Source organism: Frankia sp. CgJB1 (genome assembly GCF_977947065.1).
Genome location: NZ_CDWTNB010000014.1, coordinates 1 through 20,613, shown reverse-complemented (window position 1 = coordinate 20,613; position 20,613 = coordinate 1). Strand labels below are relative to the sequence as shown.

Below are 20,613 nucleotides of genomic sequence, written 5' to 3'. Positions count from 1 at the left end.
CTGGTCAGGCCGGCGGGTTCTCGCGCCAGCGGGAGGTGATCGGCAGTCGGCGGTCGCGGCCGAACGCCTTGGAGGTCACCTTCGGCCCGGGCGGGTTCTGTCGGCGCTTGTACTCGGCGAGGTCGACGAGCCGGATCACCTTGTCCACCACGGCCGGATCGTGCCCGGCCGTGATCAGCTCGGCCCGGCCCTGGTCGTGGCTGACGTAGTCGTCCAGGACGGGATCGAGGATGCCGTAGTCGGGCAGCCGGTCGGAGTCGAGCTGGCCCGGGGCAAGCTCGGCGGACGGCGCCTTGACGATGATCTCCTCGGGAATGGGCGGCACCTCGCCACGCTTCTCCGCGGCGGCGTTGCGCCAGCGCGCCAGCTCCCAGACGCGGGTCTTCGAGACGTCCTTGATGGGGGCGTAGCCGCCGGCGCTGTCTCCGTAGAGGGTGGAGAACCCCGTTGCCAGCTCGCTTTTGTTGCCGGTGGTGAGGATCAGGTGCCCATGCTGGTTCGACAACGCCATGAGCAGCGTTCCGCGCACCCGGGCCTGCAGGTTCTCGTCCGCGAGGCCGTGCAGCCCGCCGAGGGGGGCGGCGGCGGCGCGGAACGCGGCGGCGATCGGCTCGATGGGCACCACGGCGTGCCGCGTGCCCTGGCGGCGGGCGAGCTCGGCGGCGTCGGTCACCGAGTGCCCCGACGAGTAGCCCGAGGGCAGGGCGACGGTGTGGACGGCGCCGGCGCCGATCGCGTCGACCGCGATGGTCGCGACGAGCGCGGAGTCGATACCGCCGGACAGCCCGAGCGCCACCGAGGAGAAGCCGTTCTTACGGATGTAGTCGCGGGTGGCGGTGACCAGCGCGGTGTACAGCTCCCCGGCGGGCTCGGGGCGGTCGGCGACGACCGGCGGCAGGGGGGTGAACGGTGCCAGCGGCTCGGCGGCCAGTATCGTGCGCGTCACCGTCATCGTCGTGCCATCCTCGGCGTCGATGGCCCCGGCGTCGATGGCCCCGGACACCGCCCGCGCCGGGCCGGGACCGGCCGCGGGCAGGTTCAGGTCGGTGATCAGCAGCGCCTCGCTGAAGACCGGGGCCCGCGCGACGAGCTCCCCCGCGGCGTCGACGACGAGGGAGTCCCCGTCGAAGACCAGCTCGTCCTGCCCGCCGACGAGGTTGACGTAGGCCAGGGCGGCCGCGGCCTCCCGGGCGCGCTCGGCGCACAGGGCGTCGCGCTGGAAGGACTTCCCCTGCTCGTAGGGGGAGCCGTTGATGCACAGGACGAGGCCGACCCCGGACCGGCGGGCCACGGTGATCGGCCCGCCCTGCTGCCACAGGTCCTCGCAGATCGTCATGCCCACGTCGATCCCGTGCAGCCGCAGCACCGGAAAGGCCGTGCCGGGCACGAAGTAGCGGAACTCGTCGAAGACGCCGTAGTTCGGCAGGTGATGCTTGGCGTAACGCGCGACGACCTCGCCGCCCCAGAGCACCGCGGCGGCGTTCTGCGGTTCACCGGCCGGGCGTCCCACACTCGGCGCGGGTTGCGCGGACGCATCGAGGTAGCCGACGACGACGGCGATCTCGCCACACCCCTCCTCGGCCAGCCGGCGGGCCAGGGCCACCAGCGCCCGCTGGCTCGCGGCGACGAAGGACCGGCGCAGGACGAGGTCCTCCGGCGGATAGCCGGTCAACGTGAGTTCACCGAAGGCGATCAGATGAGCGCCATCGGCGACGGCCCGTTTCGTCCAGGTACTGACCAGGTCGGCGTTACCAGCGAGATCCCCGACGGTCGTGTCCACCTGGGCGAGGGCGATCCGCAGCTGGGCCATGGTTGCAGCGTAGGCGGTCGCGGCGTGGGCCGTTAGGTCCCGTGTCGGGAGGGTAGGTAACACGCCGTTGGCGGACTGGTTGCTACCAGGCAACATCACAGCGACGAACGGATGTAGTCGCTATGGTCGGGATAAGCACATCGGGTGGCCCGTATCGTCGAGTCCACATCCTCAGCGCGGAGGCACTATGGACAAACAGCAGGAGTTCGTTCTCCGGACTCTGGAGGAGCGGGACATCCGCTTCGTTCGGCTCTGGTTCACCGACGTACTTGGGTACCTGAAGTCGGTGGAGATCGCCCCCGCGGAGCTCGAGGGGGCGCTGGCGGAGGGTATCGGTTTCGACGGGTCCGCCATTGAGGGCTTTGCGCGGGTACACGAGGCCGACATGCTGGCCCGGCCCGACCCCTCCACCTTCCAGGTGCTTCCCTGGCGCGGTGAACATCCGCTTACTGCCCGGATGTTCTGCGACCTCGTGATGCCGGACGGCACGCCCGCCGCCGCCGACTCGCGCTGGGTGCTGCGGAGCGCGCTAGCCAGGGCGGCCGACGCGGGGTTCACGTTCTACACCCATCCGGAGATCGAGTTCTTCCTGCTCAGGGAGCCGCCGAAACGCGGTGGCCCGGTGCCCCCGCCGGTGGACGAATCAGGCTACTTCGATCTGACCCCCAATGACATCAGCCATGATTTCCGGCAACAGGCCATCAGCATGCTCGAACGGCTGGGCATCTCGGTGGAGTTCAGCCACCACGAGGTGGCCCCCGGCCAGCAGGAGATCGATCTCCGCTACGCCGACGCCCTCACCATCGCCGACAACATCATGACTTTCCGCCAGGTGGTCAAGGAGGTGGCGTTGCGGCAAGGTATTTACGCCACCTTCATGCCCAAGCCGTTCGGTAACCAGGCCGGGTCAGGGATGCACACCCATCTGAGCCTTTTCGAGGGTGACCGCAACGCCTTTCACGACCCGACCGACGACTATCAGCTGTCCAAGGTGGCGAAGGCCTTCATCGCCGGGCTCCTCGCGCACGCCGCCGAAATCACCGCGGTGACCAACCAGTGGGTGAACTCCTACAAGCGGCTCATCGGCGACCAGCGGGTCGGCGAGGTGCTGGAGGCGCCGGCCTATGTGTGCTGGGGCCACAACAACCGTTCGGCGCTCGTGCGGGTTCCGCTCTACAAGCTCCACAAATCCAACGCCACCCGGGTGGAATTCCGGCTGCCGGATAGCGCGTGCAACCCGTATCTCACCTTCGCCCTGGTGCTGGCAGCCGGCCTGCGGGGTGTCCAGGGCGGTTACGAGCTGCCACCGGCTTCGGCGGACGACGTCTGGACGCTCACCGACACGCAGCGTCGTGAGCGCGGGATCACCGCTCTGCCCGGCTCGCTCGCCGAGGCGGTCAAGGTGATGGAGCGTTCCGCGCTTGTGCGGGAGACCCTCGGCGACGAGTTGTTCGACTTCTTCCTGCGGAACAAGCGGGCCGAGTGGCTGGAATACCGTCGGCAGGTGACCCCGTTCGAGATCGACCGGTACCTGCCGGTGCTATGACCGGGCGGACCGGCACCCGGCCCCCCATAGCCGGGGCGGGGCCGGTCGCGGCCCATCCGCGGGGGAGCTCGGTCGCCGCGCAGCTCGCGCGACTCGGCTTCACCGACGTCGACCGGGTCGAGACGACAATGCGCCGCCTCGGCCTGCTCAGCCCGGCCGCCCAGTCGCCCACCGCCGGCAGGGATGTCCTGCCCGGTCCCGCCACCGTGGGAATCGTGCGCGAGGAACGGCTCGAGGCCAACGTCGTGGTCGGCTCGCTGGCGGCTGCGGCCGATCCGGACCGGGCTCTCGCCGCGCTGGACCGGCTCGTGGAGGCCCTCGGCCCGGCCGGGGGCGCGGCCTTCGTCGGTGCGCTGGCCCGCCACGAGGGGCTGCGGGAACGGCTCGCCGCCGTGCTCGGCGCGAGCATCGCGCTCGGCGATCATCTTGCCCGCCATCCGGCGGACTGGCACATCCTGGAAGCCGACGAGGTGGTCACCACCCCGCCGGAGGCGGCGAGCGTGCGGGCAGGTCTGCTGCGCGCGGTCGGCGCGGATCCGGACGATCCGGCGCCCCGGGCGGCGGGCGACGGTCCCCAGATCCTCGACGCCCTGCGGACCGCGTACCGCAGGGCGCTGCTGGTCCTCGCGGCGCGGGACCTGACCGGCGTGGTGCCACTCGACGAGGCCACGGCCGAACTCGCCGATCTGGCGGGATTCGCGCTGGACGCGGCGCTGGCGGTCGCCCGTGCCGGGCTCGACCCGCGGCTGCCCCCGGTCCGGCTCGCCGTGATCGGCATGGGCAAGTGCGGCGGACGGGAACTGAACTACGTCAGCGACGTCGATGTCGTGTTCGTCGCCGAGCCGATGGCACCCCGCGATGCGGCGAACGGTACGGCGAACGGGGGGAAGATCGGGGCGGAACCGGCCGGGCCGGCGGTACTGACGGCGGCGGCACGGCTGGCGGAGGGGCTGGTCCGAGCCGCCGGCACCGTCACCGCCGCCGGTGCGCTGTTCCAGGTCGATGTGGGGCTTCGCCCGGAGGGCCGGGACGGTGCCCTGGTCCGCACGCTCGCCAGCCATCACGCCTACTACCGCCGCTGGGCCCGGACCTGGGAGTTCCAGGCGTTGCTCAAGGCCCGCCCGATCGCGGGCGACCTGGCGTTGGGCGCCGAGTTCTGCGCGATGGTCGCGCCCATGGTGTGGACGGCGGCCTCCCGTCCCGGCTTCGTGGCCGACGTGCGGGCGATGCGGCGCCGGGTGGAGTCGACGCTGTCCCGCGCGGAGGCGGAGCGCAATCTCAAGCTGGGGCCGGGCGGCCTGCGCGACGTCGAGTTCGCCGTCCAGCTGCTGCAACTCGTCCACGGCCGGGTGGATGCCAAGCTGCGGGTCGCATCCACCCTGGGCGCCATCGACGGTCTGGCCCGCGGCGGCTACGTCGGTCGGCGCGACGCGGCCGGGCTCGCCGACGCCTACCGTTTTCTCCGTAACGCTGAGCACCGCCTTCAACTGCAACGGCTGCGCCGGGTGCACACCCTGCCCCGGGACGCCACCGAGCTGCGCTGGCTGGCCCGGTCGATGGGGTTGCGCACGGCGGAGGCGTTCGAGGACGCCCACGCCCGGGTGGTCCGATCCGTCCGATCGCTGCACGAGAAGCTCTTCTACCAGCCGTTGCTGGAGGCGGTCGCCCGCCTGTCGACGGAGGAGATCCGCCTTACTCCCCAGGAGGCGGCCGACCGGCTGGCCGCGCTCGGATTCGCCGCGCCGGACCGGTCGTTGCGCCATATCGAGGCGCTGACCAGCGGGGTGAGCCGGACGGCCGCGATCCAACGCCACCTGTTGCCGACGATGCTGCCCGCCTTCGCCGACGCCCCCGATCCCGATGCCGGGCTGCTGGCCTATCGCCGGGTCAGCGAGGCACTCGGGCGCGCCCCGTGGTATCTGCGGCTGCTGCGGGACTCCGCCGGCGCCGCGGACCGGCTCGCCCGGGTACTCGCGACCAGCCGGTACGTGGCGGACCTGATGGCCCGCGCGCCGGAGTCGGTGCGGCTGCTGCGCACCGAGGACGATCTCGTCCCGGTGCCGCGGGAGGCACTGGTCCGGACCATGGTGGCGATCGCCCACCGCAACCCCGACTGGGAGGAGGCCGTCGGGCGGGCCCGGGCGGTGCGCCGCGTCGAACTGGTCCGGGTCGCCTGCGCGGACCTGCTCGGCCTGCAGGACGTCGCAGCCGTGGGCCGGGCGCTGGCGGACGCCGCGGCCGCCACCATCGCCGCGTCCCTGCTTGTCGCCGAGCGCAGGGTCGCCGGAGGTGACCCGGAGTCGTTGCCGGCGCGGATCTCGGTGATCGCGATGGGCCGGCTCGGCGGCGCGGAGATGTCCTACGGCAGCGACGCCGACGTGCTGTTCGTGCACGAGGCCAGGCCAGGGGCGTCAGCGGACCGGGCGAGCAGGGCTGTCGCCGAGGTGGTCGGTGAGCTGCACCGGCTGCTCGCCGTTCCCGGACCCGATCCGGCGCTGCGCCTGGACACAGCGCTGCGTCCGGAGGGGCGCAGCGGCCCGGCCTCACGCACGCTGGAGGCGTACGCGGCCTACTACCAACGGTGGTCGCAGGAGTGGGAGTCGCAGGCGCTGCTGCGGGCGGAGCCCCTGGCCGGTGATCCCGGGCTCGCCTACCGGTTCTGCCGGCTAGCGGACACGGTGCGTTACCCGACCACGCTTCCCGCGGGCGCCCTGGACGAGATCATCCGCCTGCGCGGGCGGATGGAGCGGGAACGGATCCCACGGGGAGTCGATCGCACGCTGCACCTGAAGTTCGGCCCCGGGGGGCTGACCGACGTGGAGTGGGCGGTGCAGATCCTCCAGCTGCGCCACGGCCGGCAGATTCCCACGCTGCGCACGACGTCGACGCTCGAGGGCCTGGGGGCTGCGGTCGTCTCCGGTCTGCTCGACGCGAGCGAGGCGGAGATCCTGCGCGCGGCCTGGATGTCCGCCTCCCGCATCCGGAACGCGAGCACGCTGGCCGGCTGGCCGCGTCCGGACGTCGTCCCTGACCGCCCGCCCGGTCTGGAGGCGATGGCGAGCGCGGCGGGATATCCCTCCGACCGGGCCGGCGAGCTCGTCGCCGAGCACCGCCGGTCGGCGGCGCTGGCCCGCGCCGTCGTCGAGGAGGTGTTCGCGCGCGAGCGGACCGCGGATTTCGGCTAGCACGCCCGGTGGTGCCGGAACCGCGCCACCGTAAGACCGGGCAGGCGGTCGTGTCGTCGGGAGTACTGCCACGGCCGCCTGTGCTCCGGCCTGGTGACCGTTCGTCAGACGGTTGCCCCGGCCGGGGCCGGGGTGGTCTGGGACGGCACGAACAGCGTCGGCTTATCGCCGGCCAGGGCGCTGCAGCAGGTGTCAATCATGAGCGCGGAGACCAGGTACGGGTCCATGTTCGCGTTCGGGCGGCGGTCCTCCAGCCAGCCCTTCTTGGCCTTCTCGACAGCCCACGGAATCCGGATCGACGCGCCGCGGTCGGAGGCGCCCCAGGAGAACTTGTTCCACGGAGCCGTCTCGTGCTTACCGGTCAGTCGGTCCTGGATGCCGTGACCGTAGTGGGTCACGTGCTCCAGCACCCGGGTGCCGAGCGCCTCGCAGCAGGCGACGATGGCGTCCCAGCCCTCCATCGTCTGCCTGGTGGAGAAGTTGGTGTGCGCGCCGGCACCGTTCCAGTCGCCCGGGATCGGCTTGGCGGCGAACGACACCTCGACGCCGTAGTCCTCGGCGATCCGGTGGAGCAGCCAGCGGCCCAGCCAAATCTGGTCGCCGATCGCCGGGGCGGGGAGCACGCCGATCTGGAACTCCCACTGGCCCATCATGACCTCGGCGTTGGTGCCCTCGATGGCGAGACCGGCGTCGAGGCAGGCCTGCGCGTGCCTTTCGACGATCTGGCGGCCGGGCATCTTCGAGCCGCCGACGCCACAGTAGTACGGTCCCTGCGGCGCGGGGTAGCCGACCTCCGGCCAGCCGTAGGGACGGCCGTCCTTGAAGAAGGTGTACTCCTGCTCGATGCCGAACATCGGCGTCATGTCGGCGTACTTCTCGGCGACGGTCCGGGCGGCGGCCCGGGTGTTCGTCGGGTGCGGCGTGAAGTCGGTCAGCTCGACCTCGCAGAGCACCAGGAGGTTGTCGCCACCCCGCAGCGGGTCGGGCGTGACGAAGACGGGCCGCAGCACGCAGTCCGAGTTCGATCCGGGCGCCTGGTTGGTGCTCGAGCCGTCGAAGCCCCAGATCTCCGGCTCCTTACCGTCCCTGCTGATGCGGGTCTTGCTGCGCATCAGCGGCTCGGGCTCGGTGCCGTCGATCCAGATGTATTCGGCCTGATAACTCACTCATACTCCCCGTGGTTGATCCTGTACGTTACGGAGCGACTTCGTGATCGGCCTGGTCAGCCGACCCAGGCCGCGAATGACGGGAGGGTTCGACCGGAGCCTTGTCGTGCCCAGTTACCTTCCTGTTCCGTGATTGTTAATTTTCGGTCTCTGCTATGTCACGAAAGGCTGGCCCTGGGCGATCGGGGCCGACTGCCGTCCGGGATTTTCGGAGTCCCCGGCTCCGCTTTCGTGTCGTGGTGTCCCGGCGGGTGTCGGAGGGAGATGGCCGGTATTCCGGACTGCGCCGTTCCGCATAGACGTGAGGCCCGCCTCCGACGTCGTCGAAGTAGGGCCTCGGGGAATTAGTATATTAATTTTCAATGTGGGTTCGGGGGTTTAGCCTGGTACCCCGGGAAAGGGTCCGGGCATCCCCTGCCCGTGATCTTTCTGGCGCTCGCCGGCACTCGGTGGATATCGGCGGGCCTTCGGCCGGTCTCCGCCCGGAGGTGGCGGCGCGACCTGGTTTCCGCACGCGTCCCCGGCTCGAAGAGGCCTTCTGCCACCGCGGCGAAGGACCAGACGAACCGCAGGGGTCAATCGGGGCCGCCCGCCTCGAGAGCGTGACCGACCCCCCGCGGTTCACCGTGCCGCACCTGTCTGGGAGCAGGCCGCGGTCACCGCCTCGGCGCCCGCCGGATCACCCGCGGCCCGGCGATGGGTCAATGGCCGGAACCTTACGGCTGGGCGTCAGATGTCGTAGTAGAGGGTGAACTCGTAAGGATGCGGCCGCAGGCGGATGGCGTCGACCTCGTTGACCCGCTTGTAGTCCAGCCAGGTCTCGATCAGATCCGCGGTGAAGACGTCGCCCTCCCGCAGGAACTCGTTGTCCGCCTCCAGCGCGTCGAGCACCTTCTCCAGCGAACCCGGGACCTGGGGAACCGCGGCCAGCTCGTCCGGCGGGAGGTCGTAGAGATCCTTGTCGATCGGGTCCGGCGGATCAATCTTGTTCCGCACGCCGTCGAGCCCCGCCATCAGAATCGCGGCGAAGGCGAGATACGGGTTGCAGCTCGGGTCCGGCACGCGGAACTCGACCCGTTTGGCCTTCGGTGAGTCACCGCTGAGCGGGATGCGGCAGCACGCCGACCGGTTGCGGGCCGAGTAGACCAGGTTGACGGGCGCCTCGTAGCCGGGCACGAGCCGACGGTAGGAGTTCGTGGTGGGGTTGGTGAAGGCCAGCAGCGCCGGGGCGTGGTGCAGCAGCCCCCCGATGTAGTAGCGGGCGGTGTCCGAGAGACCGCCGTACCCGTTCGGGCTGTAGAAGAGCGGCTCCCCGTCCTTCCACAGGCTGGAGTGGACGTGCATACCGGATCCGTTGTCCTCGAACAGCGGCTTCGGCATGAAGGTAACGGTCTTGCCGCGGCCGCGGGCGACGTTGCGGATGATGTACTTGTAGAGCATCAGGTTGTCGGCGGTCTTCAGGAGCGTGTCGTACCTGATGTCGATCTCCGCCTGGCCCGCGGTGCCGACCTCGTGGTGCTGCATCTCGACGGTGATACCCGTCTCATAGAGCACCCGGGTCATCTCGGAACGCAGGTCGGTGAAGTGGTCCGTGGGCGGCACCGGGAAATAGCCGCCCTTGAACCTCGGCTTGTACCCGAGGTTTCCGCCCTCTTCCTTCCGGGAGGTGTTCCAGGCGGCTTCGACCGAGTCGACCTGGTGCATCGACCCGTAGGGGTTGTAGTCATAGCGGACATCGTCGAAGATGTAGAACTCCGCCTCCGGACCGAAATACGCGGTGTCCGCGACGCCGGTGCCCCGGAGATAGGTCTCCGCCTTCTTGGCGATGTTGCGCGGGTCCCGGGAGTACTGTTCCTTGGTGATCGGGTCATGGATGAAGAACGTCATGGCGAGGGTCTTGTGCTCGCGGAAGGGGTCCACGAAAGCGGTGTGCGGATCCGGCAGCAGCAGCATGTCGGACTCGTGGATGGCCTGGAAGCCGCGGATCGACGAGCCGTCGAACATCAGGCCTTCGGTGAACACCGACTCCGCGAAGACCTGGGTCGGGATGGTGAAGTGCTGCATGATCCCGGGAAGATCGCAGAACCTGACATCGATGAACTGAACGTCTTCGTCCCGGATATAGCGAAGCACGTCTTCTGCTTTTGCGAACATTCGTCCTCCAGCATCGCGTCACGCTTCTTAGGGCCACAGGTTACGCCATGTTGGCGTGTCTCCGGTCACCAGGCCGTCGGCGCACGACATCACGGGATAGTTTCCGTAGCGTTACCGAAACCTACTTAATCACTTAACGTGATGAGTTGGGTGCATGTTGCGGTGCCACATAAGCTTGCGTCGTGGGACGAGCACTTGGAGGCTGGCTTGACGGGCTAGGTCTGCCGCGGGACACCCCGCCCGGGGTACGCCTCGGGTTGCCGCGGGACGGCCGAGGATCCGTGGTCGGGTTCGGTCCGCGCCTGCTGGCCTACCTCGTGGACGCGGTCGCCGCGAACCTGATCGTCGGCATGCTGTACATCGTCGGACTGAGCTACGCCGCCGATGCGCGTGGCCTCGCGATCTACGCGGTCTTCCTGCTCGAGGAGCTGATCCTCGTCGGTACGGCCGGCCAGACGATCGGCATGCGGCTGGTCGGCATCCGCGTGATCCGGCTGCGTGACTGTGGTCGGCAGTCCTGGCCGTGGATCGTCGTGCGTACCGTTCTGCTGGGCCTGTTCATCCCGGTGTTCATCTGGGACCGTGACCTACGCGGCCTTCACGATCGCGCCGCCGGGACCGTGGTGGTGCGCGACCCCGTGGGCTCCGGCCCCGAGAAGTAGCGCGGATCCCTCCACTACGGGGCTTCGGGGGTGGTCCACCGTGGGTGGCACGGCGGACCACGCCTGGCGGCGGCGCTAGCGGATGCGGCCGCCGCGCGGGATGTTGCGGGGGATCGGTCCCTTCGGGATCGGCAGCGCTGCGCCGCCCATCGCCCGCAGGCGACGGTCAAGGGCATCGACCTCGCCGCGGCGCAGGGTGCGCCGCAGCCGCATCAGGGTGCTCTGCAGCTTGGGCAGGGGAGTCTCCCCCTCACTGGTGCCGACGATGATGTCGGTCACCGGCGTGTCGCCGACGGCCTTGCGGATCCGGCGCTTCTCGGCGGCGAGCAGTTCCCGCGGGCCACGCCCGCGACCCTCCGCGATGATCACGATCCCGGCGCGGCAGACGACACGGTGCACCACATCCTGATGCCGGTTGACGCCGACGGCGGGGGTGAGGCGCCAGTCGCCCCGCATCCGTTCGATCACCCCGGCGGCGGCGCCCGGTTTGCCTTCCATCTCGGCGTAGGCGGTCCGCTGCACCCGTCGGCTGAACAGGTTCAGGGCGACGACCACCCCGAGCAGGAGGGCGATCGGAATCCACAGGTACAGCGGACCGACGAAGATTGCGAGCACGATGCCGACGGCGACCGGAGCGAGGAAGCCTGCCAGGGTGATCCAGAACGCCTGCGGATCGCGTTGCCGGGTGACCTTGTAGATCATCCGGAGTTGGGCGACCCGGGTGGTGAATCCCTTTCCCGGTCCCGCCTCGCCGCTGCGGCCGTTCCGACCGGCCGCGCCACCCTTGCCGGCCGTGCCGGGGATCTTCCCCGCGGAGCCAGGATTGGTGCCGCGCCTGCCAGCCGCGCCGTTCTTGTCGGCTGCGCCCGCCGACTGGTCCTTCCCCGCCGCTCCCGGGATCGCCGACCCCGGGGCGTCCGTCGGCTTCTTCTTCAGTGCCATGACCGCGAGCCTACGGCCTCCTGGCTGGCGGTAGGCATGCTCGTCCCGCGCCCGCCGATCGCCATTGGCCGGCGGGAAGTCTGGCGGATCTGACTGCCGGGCGTGATCAGGGCGTGACGCGGATCAGTGCTGGGTGGCGACCGCGAGCGGACGCGGGGCGGCGGCCCGGGGTGGTGACTCGGGGCGGCCCGGGCGTGACCGGCGTGACCGACAGCGGCACGGTGGTGTCCATCCATCGATAGCCGGTCGTCACGTGCAGATCGGTGGCCGCCCGCCACGCGTTACGACGCGCGGTCTTCTGACCTCCGTGCGGCAGCAGCAGCAGGGTCACTTCTTCGAGAACGCTGAGCAGTGAACGGAGCACGATGGGAACGACCTCCCGGCACGGTCGTGGGCACACACCTCGATGATGGGCGAAGAGGATGACCCCCACGTAACAAGGGGGTAACGCTAAGCTAATTCTAGCTGCTTCGAGGAATGGTCACCACGGACTCGGCCATTGCCCGTGAGAGTTTTCCGACACACTTTCCCGGGGAACGGACATTTCGCTGCGACCCTGGTCACGTGCCGTCATCGCTTGCTGGTAGAGACGGCCGGCCCGGTAGGAAGACCGGACGAGCGGACCGGACATCACCCCGGAGAAGCCGAGCTCCGCGCCGACACGTTCCCAGTCGAGGAACTCCTCCGGCCGCACCCACCGCTCGACCGGATGGTGCCGCGGCGTCGGGCGCAGGTACTGGGTCACGGTGAGTAGCTCACACCCCGCCGACCGCAGATCCCGCAGGGCCGTGTGGATCTCCTCCGCCGTCTCACCTAGACCCAGGATGAGGTTCGACTTCGTGACCAGCCCGGACTGGCGGGCCTGGCGCAGCACGTCGAGTGAGCGTTCGTACCGGAACGCCGGCCGGATCCGCCTGAAGATCCGGGGTACGGTTTCGAGGTTGTGGGCGAGTACCTCGGGCGCCGCGCCGAACACCTCGCCCAACTGGTCGGGCCGGCCGCCGAAGTCCGGGATCAGGACCTCCACGCCGGTACCGGCCGAGCGAGCGTGGATCTGGCGGACCGTCTCCGCGTACAGCCGCGAGCCGCCGTCCGCGAGGTCGTCCCGAGCGACTCCGGTGACCGTCGCGTACCGCAGGCCCATGGTGGCGACGGACTCCGCCACCCGGCGCGGCTCGTCATGGTCGAGCGGTGCGGGTCGCCCGGAGTCGATCTGGCAGAAGTCGCAGCGGCGGGTGCAGACCTCCCCGCCGATCAGGAAGGTCGCCTCGCGGTCCTCCCAGCATTCGTAGATATTGGGACAGCCGGCTTCCTCGCACACCGTGTGCAGCCCGGCCGATTGGACCAGCCCCTTGACGTCCTGGTATTGCGGGCCGGTGCGCAGCCGAGTCCTGATCCACGATGGCTTGCGTTCGATCGGCGTCTGCGCATTACGGGCCTCGATGCGCAGCAGCGGACGACCCTCGGGGGCGACGGCGGTCATACCACCAGCTCCATCTGCTCAGCGACCGGTGCGAAGAAGGGGCCGCTCCGCGGCCAAGCGAATTTCGGCGAGGAAGCGCTGTATGTCCCATGCTTCGCGGTAGGGGACCGCGGAAAGCCTGAGAACATCCACAATCATAAGCCTGCCGGCTCAGTCGCGGGGCACCGCGGGTAGCAGACGGGGCACCACCGCGGTCTCCACGGCGGTGCCGTCCGGACCGCGTTCGACCCGCCAGGCGTGCACCCCGGGCCGGTCGGCCACCGCCTCGACGAGATCGGTGCCGTGGAAGTGCAGACCCACTCCGTCGTCGGTCGCCCATCCGGCCGGCAGCGTGCCCTCGGCGACCAGCCGCTGGAACAGCGGCCGCCGGCCGGCCTCCGAGTCGTAATGCGGGGTGTTGCTGAAGGGCAGCAGGCCGAGGCCGTTCGCCACCGGGCGGAGATCCGGGCCGAAGGAGTCGGTGGTGCCGCCCATATGCCAGCACAGTGAACCGGCGGAGACTCCGCCGAGCACGACCCCCGCCTCCCACGCCTCGCGGAAGATCTCACCGAGCCCGTGCACGGCCCAGACCGCGAGCAGATTGGCGACGCTGCCCCCGCCGACCCAGACGACGTCCTGCGCCAGCAGATGGGCGCGGATGTCGGCGATGTTCGGCATCGGGAACAGCGTGAGGTGGGAGACCAGCACGTCGGGTCGGTCGCGGTTGAACGCCGCGTACCCGCGGGCGTAGGCGGCCTGGTCGTCGCCCAGGGCGGTCTGCAGCAGGCATACCCGGGGCCGTGCGCCCGTCGCGGACAGACTGATGGCGTGATGGAGGATGGGACCGACCTTGGCTCCGTAGCGGCCGTCCGGAAGGAAGCCACCGCTGGTGGCGAGGATCTGCACAGGTTCGTCGCTCTCTGAAGGCTGTCGCACGTGACGGTCATCGATCGCATGCCCCGCGGCGGATCGTAAAAAGTTATCCACAACCGGACGAAGAGGTATGCAGACCGGACGAGTTTGAGCCTAGCGTCGCTTCTTGTGACCTTCACCGACGATTCCGCGGACAGACTGGCCCGGCGCGTCGGCCGCGTACCCGAGGTCCCGGGGGTGAGCATGCGTTCCCGCCTGCGGGACGCCGGCTCTGGAGAGCTCTGGTCGGGTCAGTTCGACCAGTCCGGGATCGAGTGCGTGGTGCGGCGGGTGCGGCTGGCGCCGGACCCAGTGCTGCGTTCCGCGGCGGTTATCGCGGCCCGGGCCCTCGTGGACCTGGAGCATCCCCATCTGGTGCCGGTCGTGGCGGTGTTGCCGACCGCGGAGGGCCTGGCGTTGATCACCGAGCCGGTCGTCGGCGGTGTCAGCCTCGCGCGGCTGCTCGCCGCCCGCGGGGACCTGGACCCCGGTGAGGTCGTCACGATCGGTCTGCCGATCGCGCAGGCCCTGGCCGCCGCGCACGCCGTCGGCGTCGTGCATGGCCGGCTCGAGCGTGAGGACATCCTGTTGGAGCCGAACGGGCGTCCGGTTCTGATCGGGCTCGGGGCCGCGGCGCTGGCCGACGCCGCCAGACCGGATCCGATCCCACCTGAGGCCGCGTCTGCGGATGTCCATGATCTGGCCACTTTGCTGCTCGGGGCGATGCGTGAGGCCACCGGGCCGGACGCAGCCGCGGTGGCGGTGGCGACCGCCATGATCGACGACCCGCGCCGACGACCGAGTGCCCTGGAACTCGCCGCGTCGCTGGCCCGCAGTGCGACTCCGCTCCCGGTCCGCTTGGCGGGCGGCGGCGAGCCGGGTGGCGCGGCGCGGCGCGGCCCCTCGCCGACCGAAACCCTGCCGGTGATCCCCCGGGTGGACCCGCCCGGCGATCCGGCCCCGCCCGACCGAACCATCACCGGAGCGACGGCCGTCGACGCCGCGGAACTGCTCGACTCATTGCCGCCACCGCCCCGACGGTCGACCCGTGCGACGACCAACCCTCGGAAGGCCGCCCGCGGTGGCGGCCGGGGCGCCGGGGGCAACGGGTCGGCCACCGGGGGTGCGGCCACCCCGGGGGGCCTCAGCTCTCCGGGCCGAAGCACCCGGCCGACCTCCGCGCGCCGACCGCGTCGGGTGGGAGCCCGCCGCCAGCGCTTGCTGTTCCCGGTGACCGCCGGGCTGGGCCTGCCGGTGGTCGTGGTGGCCGTCGCGTTGCTGCTGGCCAGCCCGGAGAAGGACGATGCGCCCGGCGCGGCCGGGACGTCTGCGCCACCAACCGGTGCAGCCTCCGCGGCTGGGCGGGAACCGACGGCGTCGCCGGTCGCCAATCAGTCGCCCGAGCAGGTCTGGCGTTCGGTACTCGCCGAGTTGAACACCGCGCGCAGCCGTGCGTTCGAGCGGGCTGACGAGAACCTCCTGACAGAGTCTGATGCCGCGGGTAGTGAGCTGCACGCTTCGGACGTCGCGCTGATGAGGCAGGTGGTCGCGAGGGGGGCGCATGCCTCGGCACTGCGCAGCGACATCCTCGATCTCAAGGTCCGGGTCGAGGAACCGGACCGCACCGTGCTGCGGGTCACCCAACGCCTGAACGCCTACGACTTCCTCGACGCCGGGGGGAAGGTGGTGGCGCATCAGGCGGCGAAGCCGCCGGAACGGCGTGACCTCACCCTGATCCGTACCGGCTCCGGCTGGCGGGTCTCGGAGAACGTCCCGGTCCCGGCCGGCTGACCGTCCGGTCAGCCGGCCGGGACCGGGCTACAGACCGAGTTCGGCTTCGAAGGCTCCGTTTTCCAGCCGGTGCTTAATGAAGGCCAGGAAGCGAGCTGCGTCGGCACCGTCGACGATGCGGTGGTCGTAGGTGAGGGACAGGTACACCGTCGAACGAACCGCGATGATCTCGCCCAGCTCCGGATCGTCGACGACGGCCGGCTTCTTCGTCACGATGCCGGTGCCGAGGATGCCCACCTGCGGCTGGTTGATGATCGGCGTGTCGAACAGGGCGCCTCGACTGCCGGTGTTCGTCAGGGTGAAGGTGCCCCCGCCGAGCTCGTCGGGCGAGATTCGGTTGGCCCGGGTGCGGCTCGCCAAGTCGTCGATCTTGCGTGCCAGCCCGATGAGATTGAGATTGCCGGCGTTGTGGATGACGGGCACGACCAGACCACGCTCGGAGTCCACGGCTATGCCGAGGTTCTCCTCCCCGTGGTAGGTGACCGTGCCCGCCTCGACGTCGATGCTGGAGTTGAGCTGCGGGAACTCACGCAGCGCCGCACAGGTCGCCAAGGCGAAGAACGGCAGGAATGACAGCTTGATGCCCTCCCAAGCCTGGAAGTCGCTCTTCGCCCGGTCCCGCAGCCGTGCGATCCGGGTGACGTCGGCCTCCACCACGGTGGTGAGCTGCGCGCTGATCTGCAGCGACTCGACCATGCGGCGAGCGACCAACGCCCGCAGGCGGGAGAGTTTCTCGGTCCGTCCGCGGACGGGGGCTGCGCCGGTCGGCGCCACGGCCGGGGCAGCTGGGGCTGTGGGGGCAGCCGGGGCTGTGGGGTGGGCCGCGGGAGTCTCCTGCGCTGCGGGAGCCGCGTCCCGCGACCGGGCGGCGTCCTGGATGTCCTGCTTGGTGACACGTCCACCCGGCCCGGTTCCCGCCACGGTCCCCAGGTCCACGCTGAGCTCGGCGGCCATCTTGCGCACGAGCGGAGTGACGTAGCGACCGATGCCGTCGCCGTTCCCGTTGGCGGCGGCCGGGATCTGGGCCGGGACCGGGGTGGGCTCCGGCTGACGAGCGAACGCCGGTGCCGGCGTGGGCGTCGGAGCGGGTGTCGAAGCGGGTGCGGGTGCGGGCGTCGGAGTAGGCGGAGGCGCCGCGGCAGCCGGCTTCACGGGTTCCGGCGCCGGCTCGGGTTCCGGCGCCGCGGGCGCCTGCGCGGCCTGCGCCGGTGCGGCGCCGCCACCCGCGGACCCGTTGTCGATCACCGCGAGCTCGACGCCGACCTCGACGGTCTCATCCTCGGCGACCTTGATCGAGCTGACGACACCGGAGGCGGGGGCGGGGATCTCGGTGTCGACCTTGTCGGTGCTGACCTCGAGCAGTGGCTCGTCGGCCTTGACGCGTTCACCCTCCTGCTTCAGCCACCGTGTGACGGTTCCCTCGGAGACACTCTCCCCGAGCCGGGGCATTCTGACAGATACAGACATGCGGAACGACTCCTTCGTCGCGTCCGGCATCTGCACCGCGCGGGCGGCCGGCCGGAGGCGCTCATGCTTGGCGTGGCCTGCATCCTGGGCGGATCGGGCCGCGGGGGTGGCGCGGGCAGGCACGATCCAGGGCGGTGCCCGCTAACCGTGGACGTGAAGGGGCTTGCCGGCCAGCGCCAGATGCGCCTCGCCGAGAGCCTCGGACAGCGTGGGATGCGGGTGGATGAGCTGGGCGACCTCGGCGGGGAACGCCTCCCAGTTGGTGATGAGCTGAGCCTCGGCGATGAGCTCGCCGACCCGGTCGCCGACCATGTGCACGCCCACCACCGGACCATCGGGGACCGCGATCAGAGTGACCGCACCGGAGGTCCTGAGGATCTGGGACTTGCCGTTGCCCGCCAGGTTGTAGGTGACCGTCTTGATCTCGCCGTACCGCTCCCTGGCGACCGCGGCGGTCAGGCCGACCGAGGCCACCTCCGGATGGGAGTAGGTGACCCGCGGAACGTTGTCGTAGTCGACCGGCACCGGGCCCAGCCCGGCGAGCTGCTCTGCGACGAAGATGCCTTCGGCGAAGCCGACGTGGGCGAGCTGGAGCCCGGGCCGCAGGTCGCCCAGCGCGGACACGGTCGGAATGTTCGTGCGCAGCTGACGGTCGACCAGCACGTAGCCGCGGTCGGTCGCGATGCCGACCTCCTCGTAGCCGAGACCTTCCGAGACCGGTCCACGACCGACTGCGACGAGCAGCAGTTCGGCCTCGATGGTGGTCCCGTTCTCGAGGGACACCGTCACGCCTTGGTCGGTGGACTTCACCCCGGAGAACCGCGCGCCGAGATGCTGCTTGATGCCGCGCTTGCGGAAGGCGCGCTTCAGCAGCTTGGAGCTGGACTCGTCCTCGAGCGGGACGAGGTGCGGCAGCGCCTCGACGATGGTCACCTCGGCCCCGTAGGACCGCCAGACGGAGGCGAACTCGCATCCGATGGCCCCGGCGCCCAGTACCACCGCGGAGGCCGGCACACGGTCGAGGGTCAAGGCGTCATCGCTGGTGATGACCTTGTCGTGGTCGATGTCCAGGCCGGGCAGGGTCTTGGAGTACGAACCGGTCGCGAGCAGGACGTGCCGCCCCTCGATGACCCGGTCTCCGACGGCCACGGCGGTCGGGGAGACCAGCCGGCCGAATCCCTCGACGACCTCGATCCCCCGGGACTTGATCAGGCCGGTCAGCCCCTTGAAGAGCCCGGCGACGACCGAGTCCTTGTAGGAGTTGACCGTGGCCATGTCGATGCCGTCGAGGGTCGAGCGAACCCCGAAGGCCTCGCTTTCGTTGATGTTGTCAACGATCTCCGCCGAATGCAGCAGCGCCTTGGTCGGGATGCAACCTCGGTGCAGGCAGGTGCCGCCGAGCTTGTCCTTCTCGATCAGAACGACGCTCAGGTCGAGTTCCGCGGCGCGCAGCGCGGCGGCGTATCCGCCGCTGCCGCCACCGAGGATGACCAGGTCGACGGGACCGGCCGCTGAATTCGTCACGCCAGGGGTCCCTTCTCGTTGAATCCTGAGGTCTTGCTGGTGGTGCTGAGAGCGTTACTCGTAGTGCCCGCTACGCTCGGCGGCGAAGCCGGTGGCGCGGTTGGCCGCCGCTCCCGACGGCGTTCCCGCCGCTGAGCGCGGCCGCCGAAGCAGGAGTGTCAGGCCACGACTTGCCTAGCCACGGCGACCGGATGCCAGTCTTTCACGTCGTGCGTCCACTGCCGCTCGGATGGGCGTGAGTGTGCTGCATTGCGCGATGCGCCAGCAACCGTTGTGTACCTACCTTCCTCCGCAGGTCAGCTCTCAGCCGGGGAACCGGTGGCCGAACCGGGGGAGGCCACCATCGCCGCGCGGTCCTGCGCCAGCTGGACGAGCGTGCGTACGATCATGCCGGTCCCCCCCTTGGGGGTGTGGCCGTAGGGCTCTCCACCGTTCCAGGAGGGACCGGCGATGTCGATGTGCGCCCAGGACACCTTCTCGGGGACGAACGAGGCGAGGAAGTGCGCGGCGACCAGCATGCCGCCATCCCGGTTGCCTCCCGGTGGCACGTTGGCGATGTCGGCCACTGTTGAGTCCAGTCCCTTGCGCAGATCCGGCGGAAGGGGCATCGGCCAGACGCTTTCGCCGGCGGCGGCGGCCGCCGCCGCGACCGCGTCCACCGCGGCCGCACGACCCATCAGCCCGCTCGTCCGGTGGCCGAGGGCGACAATCTGTGCGCCGGTCAGGGTGGCCACGTCCACGATCAGGTCCGGTGACTCCTCGTTGGCGCGGACGAGGGCGTCGGCGAGCATCAGCCGGCCCTCGGCGTCGGTGTTGAGCACCTCCACCCGGGTGCCGCCGCGCAGGGTGAGAACGTCGGAGGGACGGATCGCGTCGCCCGAGGGCATGTTCTCCGCGCAGGGCATCCAGCCGGTGAGAGTGATCGGGAGCTTGAGCCGGGCCGCGGCGATGACGGTGCCGAGCACCGCGGCCGCGCCCGCCATGTCGGTCTTCATCCATTCCATGGATGTCGACGGCTTCAGGGACAATCCCCCGGAATCGAAGGTGATGCCCTTGCCGACCAGCGCCAGCGCCGGCCGCTCGGATCCACCGCCGCGCCATTCCAGCCGCACCAGCCGCGGCGGATTCGCGGATCCCTGGCCGACACCGAGCAGGCCTCCGAAGCCGCCCTCGGCGAGCGTCACCTCGTCGAGGACCTCGACTGTCACGCCGGCGGCGGTGGCCCGCTCGACGGCGATGTCGGCGAACAGGGCGGGGGACAGATGGCTCGGCGGAGTGTTCACCAGATCGCGGACCAGGGTGACCGCATCCGTGATGATGACGGCCTGGCGCAGTTCCTCTTCCGCCGTCGGGAGGCTCCGCTCGTCAACGAGCAGCGTCAGCTCCTCGACGGGGCGTGGGCGGCCGTTCGCTGACGTGGTGCGCAGCCCGTCATAGGAGTAGGTGCCGAGCAACGCGCCTTCGGTCACGGCCCGCACCGACTCCGGCGTGACCGCGCCCGGCGCGGCCGCCAGAGCGACGGCCACCCGCGCGGTCCCGGCGAGGGAGCGCACCGCGACCCCGGACGCCCGGCGTAGTGCCTCGGTGTCGATCGGCGTGGACGACATCGGCGTGGACGACGTGGCGAGGGGGCCCAGCCCGACCGCGAGGACCGTCGTGCAGGGCACGGCACCGAGGGTGGCGAAGCGGACCGTTTCGCCGGCCTTGCCGGTCGCACCCAGCGAGGCAAGCACCTCCGTCAGCCGGCCGCCGAGCGCGGTGTCCAGGTCCGCCGCGCCCCCGGTCACGAGGAGCCCCTCGTCGCCGGTGGCGGTGCCGATCACCACCGCGTCCACATCGAGATCGGCGAGAGCGGCGGTACTGGGCACGATGGTGGTCATGCAGTGAGCGTATTGAACGGGACGTCTTCCCGGCGGTGATCCGGACGCCACCGGCGGGTGGCCGGAGGCCAGGCCCGCGGTCGTTTCGGCCGGTGCCGGCCTGCATACTAGG

General features: G+C 70.4%; 14 protein-coding genes. 4 read left to right on the top strand and 10 right to left on the bottom strand.

Annotated features, from left to right (window positions below; all coding sequences use genetic code 11):
• Window positions 1–4: 4 nt before the first annotated feature.
• Entirely contained in the window at window positions 5–1,810 is a 1,806-nt protein-coding gene (locus tag AC08OT_RS03275; RefSeq protein WP_476591706.1) for an NAD+ synthase, read from the bottom strand.
• Window positions 1,811–1,997: 187 nt separating this feature from the next.
• On the opposite strand from AC08OT_RS03275, the gene AC08OT_RS03270 reads away from it, so the two are divergent.
• Together AC08OT_RS03270 and AC08OT_RS03265 are read left to right on the top strand one after the other, a co-directional pair.
• On the top strand, window positions 1,998–3,356 hold the full coding sequence (locus AC08OT_RS03270; protein ID WP_462187556.1) for a glutamine synthetase family protein: 1,359 nt from the start codon (window positions 1,998–2,000) through the stop codon (window positions 3,354–3,356).
• Entirely contained in the window at window positions 3,353–6,541 is a 3,189-nt protein-coding gene (locus AC08OT_RS03265) for a bifunctional [glutamine synthetase] adenylyltransferase/[glutamine synthetase]-adenylyl-L-tyrosine phosphorylase (RefSeq protein ID WP_476591707.1), read from the top strand. The genes AC08OT_RS03270 and AC08OT_RS03265 overlap by 4 nt, the downstream gene beginning before the upstream one ends.
• Window positions 6,542–6,645: 104 nt before the next feature.
• Here the strand turns inward: AC08OT_RS03265 and glnII are convergent, their stop codons facing one another.
• Together glnII and glnA are read right to left on the bottom strand one after the other, a co-directional pair.
• The gene (gene glnII, locus AC08OT_RS03260; protein WP_476595050.1) at window positions 6,646–7,707 is read right to left on the bottom strand and encodes a glutamine synthetase GlnII; all 1,062 of its coding nucleotides are present in this window, start codon (window positions 7,705–7,707) and stop codon (window positions 6,646–6,648) included.
• 729 nt (window positions 7,708–8,436) lie between these two features.
• Window positions 8,437–9,861 (bottom strand): type I glutamate--ammonia ligase, encoded by a 1,425-nt coding sequence (glnA, locus tag AC08OT_RS03255; protein ID WP_462187559.1) that lies wholly within the window; start codon window positions 9,859–9,861, stop codon window positions 8,437–8,439.
• A 182-nt stretch (window positions 9,862–10,043) separates the two neighbouring features.
• Here glnA and AC08OT_RS03250 point away from each other — a divergent pair, with 182 nt between their 5' ends.
• The gene (locus AC08OT_RS03250; protein WP_476591709.1) at window positions 10,044–10,523 is read left to right on the top strand and encodes an RDD family protein; all 480 of its coding nucleotides are present in this window, start codon (window positions 10,044–10,046) and stop codon (window positions 10,521–10,523) included.
• A gap of 75 nt (window positions 10,524–10,598) precedes the next feature.
• Here the strand turns inward: AC08OT_RS03250 and AC08OT_RS03245 are convergent, their stop codons facing one another.
• The 4 genes from AC08OT_RS03245 to AC08OT_RS03230 form a co-directional block, all read right to left on the bottom strand.
• Window positions 10,599–11,465, bottom strand: coding sequence for a DUF4191 domain-containing protein (locus AC08OT_RS03245; protein ID WP_476591710.1), 867 nt, complete (start codon window positions 11,463–11,465; stop codon window positions 10,599–10,601).
• A gap of 106 nt (window positions 11,466–11,571) precedes the next feature.
• Window positions 11,572–11,829, bottom strand: coding sequence for a hypothetical protein (locus AC08OT_RS03240; protein WP_476591711.1), 258 nt, complete (start codon window positions 11,827–11,829; stop codon window positions 11,572–11,574).
• A 117-nt stretch (window positions 11,830–11,946) separates the two neighbouring features.
• Window positions 11,947–12,948, bottom strand: a complete 1,002-nt coding sequence (lipA, locus tag AC08OT_RS03235) for a lipoyl synthase (RefSeq protein ID WP_476591712.1) — start codon at window positions 12,946–12,948, stop codon at window positions 11,947–11,949.
• Window positions 12,949–13,098: 150 nt separating this feature from the next.
• A complete protein-coding gene (locus AC08OT_RS03230; protein ID WP_476591715.1) occupies window positions 13,099–13,833 on the bottom strand; it encodes a Type 1 glutamine amidotransferase-like domain-containing protein in 735 nt (244 codons plus the stop codon).
• Window positions 13,834–14,043: 210 nt separating this feature from the next.
• On the opposite strand from AC08OT_RS03230, the gene AC08OT_RS03225 reads away from it, so the two are divergent.
• Window positions 14,044–15,630, top strand: coding sequence for a protein kinase (locus tag AC08OT_RS03225; RefSeq protein WP_476602523.1), 1,587 nt, complete (start codon window positions 14,044–14,046; stop codon window positions 15,628–15,630).
• Between the two features lie 27 nt (window positions 15,631–15,657).
• Here the strand turns inward: AC08OT_RS03225 and sucB are convergent, their stop codons facing one another.
• From sucB to AC08OT_RS03210, 3 genes are all read right to left on the bottom strand, one after another.
• Window positions 15,658–17,097 carry a 2-oxoglutarate dehydrogenase, E2 component, dihydrolipoamide succinyltransferase gene (sucB, locus tag AC08OT_RS03220; RefSeq protein WP_476602521.1) on the bottom strand — a complete coding sequence of 480 codons (1,440 nt, stop codon included), beginning with the start codon at window positions 17,095–17,097 and terminating at the stop codon, window positions 15,658–15,660.
• Window positions 17,098–17,238: 141 nt separating this feature from the next.
• The gene (gene lpdA / locus AC08OT_RS03215; protein ID WP_476594601.1) at window positions 17,239–18,621 is read right to left on the bottom strand and encodes a dihydrolipoyl dehydrogenase; all 1,383 of its coding nucleotides are present in this window, start codon (window positions 18,619–18,621) and stop codon (window positions 17,239–17,241) included.
• Between the two features lie 296 nt (window positions 18,622–18,917).
• Window positions 18,918–20,501 (bottom strand): leucyl aminopeptidase, encoded by a 1,584-nt coding sequence (locus tag AC08OT_RS03210; protein ID WP_476594600.1) that lies wholly within the window; start codon window positions 20,499–20,501, stop codon window positions 18,918–18,920.
• Window positions 20,502–20,613: the final 112 nt, after the last annotated feature.

Bases quoted from the DNA above. Each gene is read 5' to 3' on its own strand.
- AC08OT_RS03275 (WP_476591706.1), bottom strand. From the start codon at position 1,810: ATGGCCCAGCTGCGGATCGCCCTCGCCCAGGTGGACACGACCGTCGGG.
- AC08OT_RS03225 (WP_476602523.1), top strand. From the start codon at position 14,044: ATGCGTTCCCGCCTGCGGGACGCCGGCTCTGGAGAGCTCTGGTCGGGT.
- AC08OT_RS03210 (WP_476594600.1), bottom strand. From the start codon at position 20,501: ATGACCACCATCGTGCCCAGTACCGCCGCTCTCGCCGATCTCGATGTG.
- AC08OT_RS03270 (WP_462187556.1), top strand. From the start codon at position 1,998: ATGGACAAACAGCAGGAGTTCGTTCTCCGGACTCTGGAGGAGCGGGAC.
- glnA (WP_462187559.1), bottom strand. From the start codon at position 9,861: ATGTTCGCAAAAGCAGAAGACGTGCTTCGCTATATCCGGGACGAAGAC.
- AC08OT_RS03245 (WP_476591710.1), bottom strand. From the start codon at position 11,465: ATGGCACTGAAGAAGAAGCCGACGGACGCCCCGGGGTCGGCGATCCCG.
- sucB (WP_476602521.1), bottom strand. From the start codon at position 17,097: ATGTCTGTATCTGTCAGAATGCCCCGGCTCGGGGAGAGTGTCTCCGAG.
- lipA (WP_476591712.1), bottom strand. From the start codon at position 12,948: ATGACCGCCGTCGCCCCCGAGGGTCGTCCGCTGCTGCGCATCGAGGCC.
- AC08OT_RS03265 (WP_476591707.1), top strand. From the start codon at position 3,353: ATGACCGGGCGGACCGGCACCCGGCCCCCCATAGCCGGGGCGGGGCCG.